The sequence below is a fragment of the Saprospiraceae bacterium genome (genome assembly GCA_016719615.1).
GTDB lineage: Bacteria > Bacteroidota > Bacteroidia > Chitinophagales > Saprospiraceae > Vicinibacter.
In genome coordinates, this window is record JADJYQ010000001.1 from 2,132,684 (window position 1) to 2,144,808 (window position 12,125).

Annotated in this window: 12 protein-coding genes; all 12 read right to left on the reverse strand. The window is 38.5% G+C overall.

The genetic code is table 11. The features are described 5' to 3' along the window. Window positions 1-54: 54 nt before the first annotated feature. A complete protein-coding gene (locus tag IPM92_08810) occupies window positions 55-699 on the reverse strand; it encodes a T9SS type A sorting domain-containing protein (GenBank protein MBK9108455.1) in 645 nt (214 codons plus the stop codon). Then, on the reverse strand, window positions 675-2,084 hold the full coding sequence (locus tag IPM92_08815) for a hypothetical protein (protein MBK9108456.1): 1,410 nt from the start codon (window positions 2,082-2,084) through the stop codon (window positions 675-677). The genes IPM92_08810 and IPM92_08815 overlap by 25 nt, the downstream gene beginning before the upstream one ends. Before the next feature lie 120 nt (window positions 2,085-2,204). Next, window positions 2,205-2,495: a hypothetical protein gene (locus IPM92_08820; protein MBK9108457.1), complete on the reverse strand. Its 291-nt coding sequence runs from the start codon at window positions 2,493-2,495 to the stop codon at window positions 2,205-2,207. Beyond that, entirely contained in the window at window positions 2,492-3,697 is a 1,206-nt protein-coding gene (locus IPM92_08825; GenBank protein ID MBK9108458.1) for a TCR/Tet family MFS transporter, read from the reverse strand. The genes IPM92_08820 and IPM92_08825 overlap by 4 nt, the downstream gene beginning before the upstream one ends. Window positions 3,698-4,110: 413 nt before the next feature. Beyond that, window positions 4,111-4,584, reverse strand: a complete 474-nt coding sequence (locus IPM92_08830) for a hypothetical protein (protein MBK9108459.1) — start codon at window positions 4,582-4,584, stop codon at window positions 4,111-4,113. Beyond that, the gene (locus IPM92_08835) at window positions 4,572-5,024 is read right to left on the reverse strand and encodes a hypothetical protein (protein ID MBK9108460.1); all 453 of its coding nucleotides are present in this window, start codon (window positions 5,022-5,024) and stop codon (window positions 4,572-4,574) included. The genes IPM92_08830 and IPM92_08835 overlap by 13 nt, the downstream gene beginning before the upstream one ends. Next, window positions 4,988-5,296 carry a hypothetical protein gene (locus tag IPM92_08840; protein MBK9108461.1) on the reverse strand — a complete coding sequence of 103 codons (309 nt, stop codon included), beginning with the start codon at window positions 5,294-5,296 and terminating at the stop codon, window positions 4,988-4,990. The genes IPM92_08835 and IPM92_08840 overlap by 37 nt, the downstream gene beginning before the upstream one ends. Continuing rightward, the gene (locus tag IPM92_08845) at window positions 5,297-6,349 is read right to left on the reverse strand and encodes an NAD-dependent epimerase/dehydratase family protein (protein MBK9108462.1); all 1,053 of its coding nucleotides are present in this window, start codon (window positions 6,347-6,349) and stop codon (window positions 5,297-5,299) included. Window positions 6,350-6,634: 285 nt separating this feature from the next. Next, a complete protein-coding gene (locus tag IPM92_08850) occupies window positions 6,635-8,698 on the reverse strand; it encodes a T9SS type A sorting domain-containing protein (protein MBK9108463.1) in 2,064 nt (687 codons plus the stop codon). 217 nt (window positions 8,699-8,915) lie between these two features. Further along, the gene (locus tag IPM92_08855; protein MBK9108464.1) at window positions 8,916-9,551 is read right to left on the reverse strand and encodes a sterol desaturase family protein; all 636 of its coding nucleotides are present in this window, start codon (window positions 9,549-9,551) and stop codon (window positions 8,916-8,918) included. 100 nt (window positions 9,552-9,651) lie between these two features. Further along, window positions 9,652-10,779: a hypothetical protein gene (locus tag IPM92_08860; protein MBK9108465.1), complete on the reverse strand. Its 1,128-nt coding sequence runs from the start codon at window positions 10,777-10,779 to the stop codon at window positions 9,652-9,654. Window positions 10,780-10,794: 15 nt separating this feature from the next. Continuing rightward, a complete protein-coding gene (locus IPM92_08865; GenBank protein ID MBK9108466.1) occupies window positions 10,795-11,982 on the reverse strand; it encodes an aminotransferase class I/II-fold pyridoxal phosphate-dependent enzyme in 1,188 nt (395 codons plus the stop codon). Between the last annotated feature and the right edge of the window lie 143 nt (window positions 11,983-12,125).

The following is a 12,125-nucleotide window of genomic DNA, read 5'->3' on the forward strand; positions in this document are numbered from 1 at the left end:
TTTACTTTCTGCTTTCTGCTTTTAGCTTTTAGCTCTCCGTTCTTTCCCGCTCTTTTATTGCTTCACAAAACGAGCTTGTTTCCAATTTGGTGATTGTTGATTTTTGATGAGGAGTTCGTAATGCCCTGGTGCCAATTGAGACAGGTCTATCGAACTTTCTCCGGTTCCTGAATTCACTTTTTGACCGCGGATATCGATGATCTCAAATTTAAAGTTTGTATTGAATTCCTGAGTCGGTATATTTAAAATATCCTTTACGGGGTTTGGATACAATTGCACATGATACTTTTCAATATCTTTTGTGCCTACCGTTGCCTTATAACCATGTGCCAATGCATAATCACCGGGAATCAATTTGCTAATCCGCACAAATCCCTTTCTATCTGAGGGGTTTACAATTAATTTGGTATAATCCGGATAATCTTTCCATTCTTCGGATTTATCTTTTCTATAAACCAACAACAAACTGTCCTCAGAAGTAAAAAGTATATCCTTATCAATACTATTACTATCTAAACCATTGTATTCAACCCGGCCATCCATTGTTAATGCTCCATGTTGTATCGCAGCTACTTGCCAGAAATGCGTCGAAGAAATCCGATCAATATTGGCAGCTTTGCGATCAGCATCCGGACCCACCAAATGGTGAGCTACATTTACAAAACTGCTATCTGTTACATTAGATACATTGACCACCATTGAAGTATAAGGTATGGTCGCAGCCCTGTCTTTTTAATGATTCCCTGGCTTTGCAAACTTGCATGATTAAGGTTTTGTAATTCATTGAGAATCACCATGGCCGGTTTGAATCCGACTGGTAATTCCTTGTGGACCTGTTGGTAAGGTCCGGATAATTCGACCGTAAAAACAAATCTTTCCAGTTTATCATTATACACACTGACCTCCATAGGCACTTCGCGGTACAAATGGGCGGCATGATATGCTTTTTGCTGTATACCAAGATCTAGGTAATCCATATTATTGACTCGGCTTACACCTACGGTATCGATATAAAAAGTACAATATCCAGGATTAAAAATGTAATCATCAAAGTAAGCTGTCAAATCTCTTGAAGAATGTCTGTTTAAAAAATCTCTGAATTGATAAGCATTCATCGATTTTCCATCCATCGAATCAAATACCATGGTAGATAATCTTCTGAATTCATCATCGCCCACATAGCCTCTTAAATTGTGGATCATTGCAGCCCCTTTTCTATAAGTATGCGTTCCATACGTATGTTCGTAAGGCATGGGCGACAAGGGCAAAAACATTCCGCCGTCGTTTTTGTGTGCATTGAACAAAATATTTGATAAATTTGATTTTATCGCGTCGCGAAAATCACTTTTACCATAAGCCCACTCCATAAACAAATGACTACTGTATTCTGCGGTCCCCTCTTTAATCCACATATCGCGAGCATCATCTAAGGTTGTAATATCGCCCCACCAATGATGACCCAACTCATGACCATACAATCGTTCGTTTTGTAAAAGAGTACCACCTTGTACTGTGCTGATAGGATAGGCTACATTGGTCGGATGCTCCATTGCGCCTACAGTTGTAGCCACGTAACCTACTCTTGAAAATCTGTATCGACCGAACCAATACTCGAATGCATCGATGGCTAATCCGATTTTTTCGAATTGGATGATCATTTGATTCAGATCACCTGGTTTTGCAATCAGATCAACCGGGATGTCTCCAGAAGCAGCTGGATGAATAGCCCTTGATACAGCATAATTAGCCGCTGCAATCGAAGATAAATAAGTTGTAATGGGTCTTTCCATTTTAAAATGCCTTTTGATCCTGTTAGGTGAAGGCATTGCTTCCGAAACCAATTCTCCCACACAAAATGCTTTTTTATCAGCTGTTGTGGTGACGTGGTAATCAAATGTAGCTCGCTCTACGAAATTGTCGAAACAAGGGAACCACACTTTTCCAAAATTTGGAGGTGTCGTTGATAATCCTATTCCCAAATTATAAATATAATCATCCGCAAAATAAAATCCGCCCCAAACCGGATCTCTCACAGGAATCCCCTGGTAAAAAACAGTCAATGCATGTTCGACACCTGCCTGCAATGATTTTCCAAAAAAAGCAGTAATGATTTCTCCGTCATGATTATATGCTATCGCCTGCCCTTCAAAATAGATAGAATCTACTGTAAGGGTTTTTAGATCAAGTTGAATCCATTCAATAAGTTATTGTTTAGGAACAAAACTAACTTTCGTATTTGCTTTGATAGATTTGCCGGAATAATTTGTGATGTCAATATCTATTGTATAATTAATAATATCTATGCTGTCGCTTCTCCTATTGGAATTCTCCATGAGTTGAATATCCAACTCACTTGGTTTGTGGCGATATAATAAATGCTGCTGTGCATGGTGACAAGGGATGAATGCATCTTGCTCCGGTTGTGCAACCAGGTTACAAAATATGGAGGCAACAAGCAAACAGCTTAATGATAATTTGATTTGAGTGGCGTTCATGAACTTTCTAATTTTGATAATGGTTTTAAAATTAATAGAATTCCCGCAAATACCAGCAATCCTGCAACCAAAAAAGGAGCACCTGGAAAATATATTTTCGCGTTAAGCCTCGTAAAATAGCTAAAAAGGCCTGTCATAATCAGCGGACCAATAATGGCAGAAAGGCTCATGAGTCCTGTTATTCCTGCTTGTAGTTCTCCTTGTGCATTTACGGGCACCTGATTGCTAATGAGTCCCTGTACGGTCGGACTGGTTAATCCTCCGAATGCAAAAGGGATGGTAATAGCAAACATCATCCAGCCCTCTGATGCAAAAGCGTAAGCAATATAACCGAGCATCGAAATTGTGAGACCGGTATAAATGGATTTTTTACTTCCTAATCTTGGAATGATGATGCGGGTTAATCCGCCTTGTACTATGGCAACCATAAGTCCTACAACAGCCAAAGAAATACCGATCATTTTTGCGTCCCAACCGAATTTACCAATACAATAAAACGACCAGGTGCTTTGCAGTGCATAATGCGCAATGTAAATCAGAAATAACGTCAATAAAAATATTTTAAACACCGGATATTTAAACAAGACTTTAAAAGTACCTAAGGGATTGGCACGTCTCCAGTCGAATGCGCGCCTGTTTGACTTGGATAATGATTCAGGTAAAGCAAAATATCCGAATACCAAATTTGCAAATGCTAAAAATGCGGCAGCAAAAAATGGCATTCTTGTACCATACTGCCCTAACAAAGCACCGAGTGATGGACCCACAATAAATCCTAGTCCAAAAGCTGCTCCAATTAAACCGAAATTCTGAGCCTTTTTATCCGGCGAACTCACATCGGCTATATAGGAGGTTGCCGTTGTAAAAGAGGACCCCGTAACACCTGCGAGAAATCTACCTACAAATAACCAAAAAATAGTGGGCGCATAGGCTTGTAAAATATAATCAATGCCAAAGCCGAAAAGCGAAAACAATAATACCGGCCTTCTTCCATATCGATCACTCAAGCCCCCCAAAATTGGAGCACAAAAAAACAAGGCTGAGGAAAAAACGAAAGACATCCACCCAGAAATAGAACTAGCGGCTCCCAGTGTTTCTCCCGTCAATTCCTGGATCAATTGCGGTAATACGGGAATAATAATGCCCAGGCCTATGATGTCAATTAAGACCGTAATAAAGATAAAGGTAAGGGCTCTCGACATGGGTTTTGTATCTGCAATTCCAACGGAATCAAATGAAAGGTAAAATTAGCAGAGTTTTAGATTTATCAGATGTTAAAAAGTCATGGTATGTCAGGCATTGACTGAGGATAGAGTATGGAGGATAGATTATGGAGTATGGAGTATAGATTATGGAGGTTGGATTATGGCGTATAGAGGTTGGATTGAAGTGTATGGAGGATGGTTTATGGAGTATAGATTATGGAGAATAGAGGATGGATTGAAGAGTATGGAGGATAGATTATGGAGGATGGAGTATGGATTAAAGAGTAAGGATTAAAGAGTATGGTGTATGGAGTCCCGACATGAAGATCTTATCCAATAAAAGATGATAATGATGTCGTCCCGACATGAAAATCTTATTCCATACACAGGTGATGATGATGTCGGGAGGATTATGGAGTTTGGATTGCCAGTTTTAAGCTTTTTACCACCTTGGGTCCATAAAAATATTCGGCTGCTTCTTTTTGATTGTTCATTAAGACTTCAATTCTTTTTGAATCCTGTACCAAACGATTGAGGGATTGGAGGATTACTGTTTCATCTGGCACTTCAACAACTTCTGCACAATCGCGATCCTTTAGAAATTTTGTCAGAAAAGTATGCGGTGGCGAATGCGCCAATATAGGTTTTCCGGATAACAATAAGGGAATGGTTCGTGTAGGAAATATGGTTTGGTATTCTATTTCATTGTAGTCACCGGTAAAGCCATGTGTTAAAATGCAGATATCGTAGTTCTGCAAGATTCCATTCACTTCTTCCTGTCTCACAACTCCACAGTGCTTTAAACCAGGCACATCAAGTTCCAATCCGTATTTCAACTTTAGCAACTGCTTATTGGAAGAAGAATAAATATCTAATTGATACAACGAAGCGTTTTTCGAAATAACGGAAAATATTCTTCTGCTGGCGTCGAGATTAGATTGATTGATCGTCCCGATAAAACCAATCGAACCGGATGAACGTAAGTGGATCTCTGTGTTGGAAGAATTGATGGCTGTAGTTCATTATAAGTATGCGGTAGTACTTGAAATTTTTCGCCGAAGTCCGGATATTGCTCTTTATAAAAGGTCAACATCCCTTCGCTCATGGTAAATATTCGCTTGGATTTTTTAAACGATTTAAGCTGAATATAATTGGCCACGAAAGCTGAGATTCCAGTTCTGTTTTCGCAATAAGTATTGTGAAAATAGGTGTAGAAGGGAAGTTTCAATAAAATACTCGTGAGAAGTCCGGCCAACAAATAATATCCATCAGGAAATGTAGCCAATACTACTTGAACATTTTCCTTTCTGGCAATTCTCCACATCCGAAATAATACAAACGGAAAAAATAAAATGCGAAGAGGTGTAAAAATCTATCGCCATGACCTTTCCAGTTGAGTTCTGAAAACAGGTAATGGTATTTAATTCCATCGTATACTTTGGAGAAAAGAAAAGGATTTCTAGTTCCACCTATTGCAAGACATTCTTCTATATTGAAATTTTTTAACAACTGATGTGTAATATAAGCGCTTCCACCATGTGCAGGCGGAATTGTCCATGAAATGAAAAGTAATTTCCTATTTCTTTGATCACTCATTCAGGACATTCGCATTTTCCATGAATGAATAATTTCATGATAGATCTCATTTAAATTTTTGCTTATGCTCCATTCAGGATAATGATTTTTTATTTTCCTTAAATCAGAGATATAACAAATGTGATCACCCTCTCGATTTTGTTCTATATATTCATACCGCATCGGCTTACCCGTTATGGACGAAACATCATTGAAGGCCTCCAATATGGAACATGCATTTTCTCTACCACCTCCTAAATTATAAACTTCGGAAATACCAGGATTTTGTATAAAAGCGTCTATAAATCGAGCAACATCAAAAGCATGGATATTGTCCCTTACTTGTTTGCCCTTATATCCAAATATTTTATAAACATCCCCAGCTAAATTTACTTTGATCAGGTAACTTAAAAAACCATGTAATTCAACCCCAGAATGATTGGGACCAGTAAGGCATCCACCGCGTAATACACAGCTTGGCATTCCGAAGTATCTGCCATACTCTTGTACCATAATATCTGCAGAAAGTTTGGAAGCTCCAAACAGAGAATGTTTGGACTGATCAATTGTAAAATTTTCAGAAATACCATGGTAATATTCTGCATCTGCAAAATCATACCTGGACGCACTTTCTGTCATTTTTAAAAAATTGGGAGCGTCTCCATAAACTTTATTGGTAGACATGTGCACGAAGGGAGCACTTGCACAAAATTGCCTGCAAGCTTCCAATAAATTTAATGTACCAGAAGCATTTACATCAAAATCATCAAATACTCTGAATGCTGCAAGATCATGAGAAGGTTGAGCTGCAGTATGTACTATTGCGTTTGGCTTTAAGCGAGACATGCATTCCATGATTCCTTTGCGGTCGCGAATATCCAATTCTACATGATTGAAATTTTTACATTCTGTTTGCAGTTGTTTTTGATTCCACCGGGTGTCTCCTTTTGGACCAAAAAAATCTGCCCGCATGTTATTATCGATGCCATAAATGGTCCATCCCTTTTGATCAAAATAGCGAACGACTTCTGATCCGATAAGCCCGGAAGAGCCGGTTACCAGCAATAATGGCATGCAGTTGCGATTTTATGGGTTATCATCCAATTTGCACAAAGATAGAGATACGAATGAATTTGGAGATGATTAGCTTAAAGCATAAAGCTAAAAGCTTGGAGCATTATCGCGTTTTAGCTGAATAATCCCATTTCTTATCACCTTATTCTCCGCGTTATACCTTCGAAATCCATATCTGGCGGCAGAAAGAACCGTCTACCAGCATTCAAACTTTCAGGAATAGAGTAAGTGCCGGAATCACGTGATGTACCTTAAATAAATTGATAGTGGAATTTTTAAAAGCTTTTATAAAATCAAGATTTTTTTGAACTCCGAAGAAAATCCACTTTCAATGTTCAAAAAATAAACTCCTTTTAAATGTGACTCCAATTCAATTTTAATTTGATGTTTACCACTATTGAGATATCGCAAAGCTTCATCTTCAAAAACACAATGACCAGCCGCGTCGTAGATTTTTAATTTTAATGTTGTTTGTTCCTTTAAATCCAAATGCAGAAATGCAAATTGAGTAAAAGGATTGGGGATAACTTCTGCATATTCAATAGATTCAATTTTTTCATGCGAAGAAGTAGGCGGATAATTGATCACCCAGGTTTGAACTGAATAAGGATCCATCAAAAAAGTCAGGCTTCCTGCTCCTGCCTGCAACATCCCTTTTTGCCATAAATTATTTTCTTTCGAAGTATAAGTCTCCACCCCTAAATGACCTACAGGCAAAGTGATTGCAGTTGTTTGGGTTGTTGAAGATGTATTGATCATGACGATCGTCATTTTTTTATTTTCCTCATTAAAATATGCACTTGCCAATACAGCGTTGCTACCACTCACATTCGCAGCTATTCTTTTAGAACGGGGCCGAATAAATTTAAAATAATGTTTGGCTGCAACGTATTTGGCAGCGTTGGCACCATGTGTGGCATTTGTCAAACCATAAAGACTCACATTCCCAGCATTATCAGTATCGCTGAAAGTCCAATAAATCCAGGCACTCTCTTTTCCGGTGGTCAAAGCCTGATGAATTCTTACGGAAAGACCGAAAGCACCTTCGCCCGGGTAACCGGACTTCGGAAAAATCCAATCGGGATGTTCACCTGAAGTTTCCGTCATCCAGGATTTTTTTTGCGGTCCATCCCATCCTTTTACGTTAGCAGGGACGCCGGGTGCGGGACTCGCTGTCCAACCATTCACCCACCAATTCCATAAATTTGCTTGTGCGCCGGAACTCGTTACCCCATCGTTGGCATATCCGTGGATACAATAAAAAGCCAAAGCTCTTTTGGCCGCAGTATCCGCTTCAATATTCTGCAAGTATTGAAGATTTTTATGGATAGGCCCATTAGAACTCCCATATTCCCACATGCCATATGCATCACCACCTAATAAATCTTCCGGGCCCATAATTTGAATGGATTGCAATTCCGGATGTTTATCAAATTCTTTCCGCACTGCTTTTATTGCAGCGATATATTGAGATGAAAGCGGATAGGTGGCACTGTTATAAAACTGTTCGAAGTTCAGTTCGTTTTGAATACTTATAGCATAAAACTGAACATCGTAATATCTCTGGTATCCTAAAATATAAGCTGCCGTGCTGCGAGCAAATTGTGTCAAAGCAGAAGTTGCGCCTGCACCGCCAACAGATCTATCGTCAAAAACTTGTAAAGGCGTTTCTGAGACATCTAATCTACCACCAGCAAAATTGCCGCCCCATACAAATGGCCAAGCGGTATTGGCAACCGGCCCCGGCCACCAGTTTTCGCGGTAGACATTACCCGATGCGATTTTAACCCACGGCAGAGGGGACCAGATACTTCCTATTAATTTGAAGTCTCCTAAGTCCTTAGTTTTGGATTTCCCGGTTTGAATAGCTTGGTTCGCCCGATAAATGAAATATTGTAAATTTTGCTCAATATTTGGTCCCATAACTGCAATAGGCGCATTTCTTCCACCAAATGATCTTGAATAATCTTGTGGACCGGTATAAGTTCTGACTCTATTCCCTTCAGGTCCGTTGGGATTTGCCGGATCTTCCAGGTTAAATATATTTTTAACTGCTGACCCCATAAACCAGGGAGAATAATAACTCAAATCCGAATAAGGACTTCTGAGTTGTGGCGTGAGATCCACGCGATAAATACTGCACTCCATATCTTCAAAATACAAATCGTTCCACCAGCTTGCATTGATATCCGCATCACTTTCAAACGCCCCGAAACCATCAATCGTTTGGTAAATCTGATTCGGATCAATTCTGATATTGACTACCTGCGTATAAGCAAATAAGGGAAGTAAAAAGATGAAAAAAACAGCATTTGGAACAAATGGCAATCTTATGGATTTAAAGATCATAGTTGGTATTCATTTATAAATATGGAAACAAAAACTAATTATAAGATTAGAATTTTAAAGTGCTCAATCTCTATTACAAGAGCCATCAAATTCATAAAACGCTGCCAGCGCATTCATGTGCAATTTCTGCGATGAATTTGCAAAACTAAAACTTGCAAAAAAATGATGGATCAATGAAATGAAAACCAGTAAATCTATTAAACCAAAATTTGCAAACTCAGGCGACCCTATTTTCAGACTCTTCCTTGAAATTTGAACCCAAAATAAGGTCCCAAAGTGCTGAACTCACGCCAAAACCTCTGGTTGAATCGTGATAATGATGCAGCATATGGTGCTTCTTTACTTTTACAAACAGGGGGTGTTTCCAATTGAAATGATGAATAGCATAATGGGTCATATCATAAAACAAATAACCCAATAAAAATCCACCAAAAAATGCAAATAAATGCAAAGGCTCAAAAAATTGAGAAAACAGAAAATAGAAAAATGCTGCAATTAATAAACTAGCTGCAGGTGGCATTACCAATCGAAGTCTATCCATTGGATAATCGTGATGAACGCCATGAAAAATAAAATGCAATCGCAAGCCCAATTTTGACTTGGGCACAAAATGAAATACATGTTTGTGTAATACGTATTCTGTCAAGGTCCAAATAAATAAGCCCAATAGGAAATAGAGTGTATAATCTATCAAGTTATTGCCTAAAGAAAAAGATCTGTAGGCCAGAAATGTGATAAGTGGAAGGTAAACCACCAGCGGAATTGAAAAATGAACCTTTGAAACGGCTTCAAGAATATCGCTTTTAAACATTCTTGGTGATTCGGAAGAATTGGATACGAAGCTCTTTGCCATGTCAATTGATTAATATGTTGAAAACAAATATTTAATTAAAAAAGTTTCATTAGCAGCACATGGTTCTAAAGTAAATCAAATTTTCAATAAAATTACGACATTACTTTAGCATACTTCTGAAAAATCGATACTTTTTCTCCACTTTACCGCCCATTTTGAGAATTGCATTATTCATTTCAGGATTATCTTCTAATATCCAGGACGCTTCGCCTGATTTTAAGTATTTATGTTGACTCACATATTCAAATGCTTTGGCATAGAAATAAGCATCGATTCCAAGTCTTCTGTAATCTTCGAGCACTCCCAAAGCCATGATGCGCACACTGTTGATTTTTTTACGCCCGAAGAGCAATTTAAAAATGCCAAACGGAAGTAAATTTCCATTTTTGATTTTAATCAAAATCTGGTTAATATCGGGCAATGTCAACGAAAACCCGATGCAATCACCTTCTTTTTCTGCCAATAGCACCAAATTGGGATCCATGATCATTTTCATATCCTTGCCAGCATGTAGAAATTCCTTATCGGTCATAGGCGCGAATCCCAAATTCTTACTCCAGGCTTTATTATATACACCTAATGTTTTCCGAACATCTTCATCAAATTGTTTAAGATTGAGCTTGCGAATAATAATTCCGCTTCTCCTGAATTTTTCCTCCAAAAGAAGAATACTTCTCTTGAGTCTTTCCGGAAAATCAACAGCATTTATACGATAGGCAATGACATCTGTTTTCTTAGACAAGCCATAGTTTTCCAACAAATTCAGATAATACGGTTTATTATAGGTCATCATAATGGAAGGAGGAACATGAAATCCTTCAACCAGCAAGCCGCAGGTATGGTTGGTTGAAAAATTATAGGGACCCTCCATAAATTCTAGTTGATGTGATCTCAACCAGGCAGAAGCTGCATTTAATAAAGCATTCGCAACTTCTACATCATTTATACAGTCAAAGAAGCCGAAAACGCCGACCTTTTCTGCGGTATATTCGATTAAAAAATCATCTTTTACCGCTGCAATCCGACCTACAATTTCATCACCTCGTTTTGCCAGAAATAATTCTGCACTTGCGTGTTCGAAATAAGGATTCTTTTTTTCATCCATATGATCCCGCTGAGCAATAAAAAGCTCGGGTACGAAATTGGGATCATCTTTGTATAAGTGATAAACAAATTGAATAAATTCCTTGCGGTCTGATGGAGTGCGGACAGGGTATACTGCAAGCATTATATGCCGATTTCTTTAGACAACGCCCAATGCTCTTGCGTGATCATAAATTTTATTGAGCGCATAATCGATCTGGGCATGTGTATGTGTTGCCATCACTGAGAAACGAATCAAAGCAGAATCTGCACTTGTGGCTGGTGAAACCACAGGATTTATGAATACGCCATCGTCAAACAAATTTTTAGCGATGGTATAAGTTTTCTGATCGTCGCGAATGTAAATAGGGATAATTGGGGTTTCTGCTTTACCTACATCCAAGCCCATATCTTTAAGCTTTTTGATTGAATAATGGGTATTCTCCCACAATTGTCCAATCAATTCCGGTTGTTCTTCCATAATATCCAAAGCTGCTAACACTGCAGCGACGGAAGCTGGTTGCAAACCCGCACTAAAAAGCAGTGCTCGTGAGGTATGTTTGATGAGATTAATGAGACCTTTATCTCCGGATACAAATCCACCCAAAGCTGCTAAAGACTTACTGAAAGTTCCAGTGATGATATCTACCTGGTCTGTGATTCCAAAATGCGAAGAAGTCCCGCTTCCGAATTTTCCAAGAACCCCAATGGCATGTGCATCATCGACCATAATCATGGCACCATGTTGTCTGGCAACCCTGGTTATATCCGGGAGTGGAGCAATATCCCCATCCATACTAAAAATTCCTTCGGTAACGACAATTTTAAATGCTTCGGGATCAATTTTGGAAAGAATTTTTTCCAAAGAGACCACATCATTGTGCTCGAATTTCAACTTCTTTGCATGAGATAAAGTCGCGCTTTCGATAATAGAAGCATGGCTCAACTTATCCATGATCAGATAACTTGTCCGATCTAATAAAGGTGGCAAAGCACCCAAATTAGCCTGAAAACCCGTACTAAAAACTGCAGTATCTTCCTTTCCTAAATATGCAGAAAGACGCTCTTCGAGTTCGCGATGAATGCCCAAATTGCCATTTAATAATCTTGATCCTGAAACACCAGTTCCGTATTTTTCTATAGCTTGTATTGCCGCAGCTTTAACACGAGGGTGTGTGGTTAATCCAAGATATGAATTAGACCCAAACATGAGGATCTTTCGCCCATTATAGCACATTTCCGTATCCTGAGCTGAATGCAACTCTCTGTAAAACAGATATATGTGGTGATCCTTGAGGAAATTAACCTGGCCGGAAATCGTACTTACCTTACGCTCAAGAGAACTCATTTCATCGTCTTATTTGAATCAGCAAAGATAAACAGTTCTGTACAATTGACAAACAAATACAAAATTTTGTAGTTAATATACTTATATATTATATTAATATATAATGTGTATAAAATTACCATTCAATAATAAAACACATATTT

What these genes read in the sequence shown, in the direction of transcription:
- IPM92_08810 (MBK9108455.1), bottom strand. Translation starts at nt 699, where the DNA reads ATGGTGGTCAATGTATCTAATGTAACAGATAGCAGTTTTGTAAATGTA.
- IPM92_08820 (MBK9108457.1), bottom strand. Translation starts at nt 2,495, where the DNA reads ATGAACGCCACTCAAATCAAATTATCATTAAGCTGTTTGCTTGTTGCC.
- IPM92_08825 (MBK9108458.1), bottom strand. Translation starts at nt 3,697, where the DNA reads ATGTCGAGAGCCCTTACCTTTATCTTTATTACGGTCTTAATTGACATC.
- IPM92_08835 (MBK9108460.1), bottom strand. Translation starts at nt 5,024, where the DNA reads ATGTGGAGAATTGCCAGAAAGGAAAATGTTCAAGTAGTATTGGCTACA.
- IPM92_08840 (MBK9108461.1), bottom strand. Translation starts at nt 5,296, where the DNA reads ATGAGTGATCAAAGAAATAGGAAATTACTTTTCATTTCATGGACAATT.
- IPM92_08845 (MBK9108462.1), bottom strand. Translation starts at nt 6,349, where the DNA reads ATGCCATTATTGCTGGTAACCGGCTCTTCCGGGCTTATCGGATCAGAA.
- IPM92_08850 (MBK9108463.1), bottom strand. Translation starts at nt 8,698, where the DNA reads ATGATCTTTAAATCCATAAGATTGCCATTTGTTCCAAATGCTGTTTTT.
- IPM92_08855 (MBK9108464.1), bottom strand. Translation starts at nt 9,551, where the DNA reads ATGGCAAAGAGCTTCGTATCCAATTCTTCCGAATCACCAAGAATGTTT.
- IPM92_08860 (MBK9108465.1), bottom strand. Translation starts at nt 10,779, where the DNA reads ATGCTTGCAGTATACCCTGTCCGCACTCCATCAGACCGCAAGGAATTT.
- IPM92_08865 (MBK9108466.1), bottom strand. Translation starts at nt 11,982, where the DNA reads ATGAGTTCTCTTGAGCGTAAGGTAAGTACGATTTCCGGCCAGGTTAAT.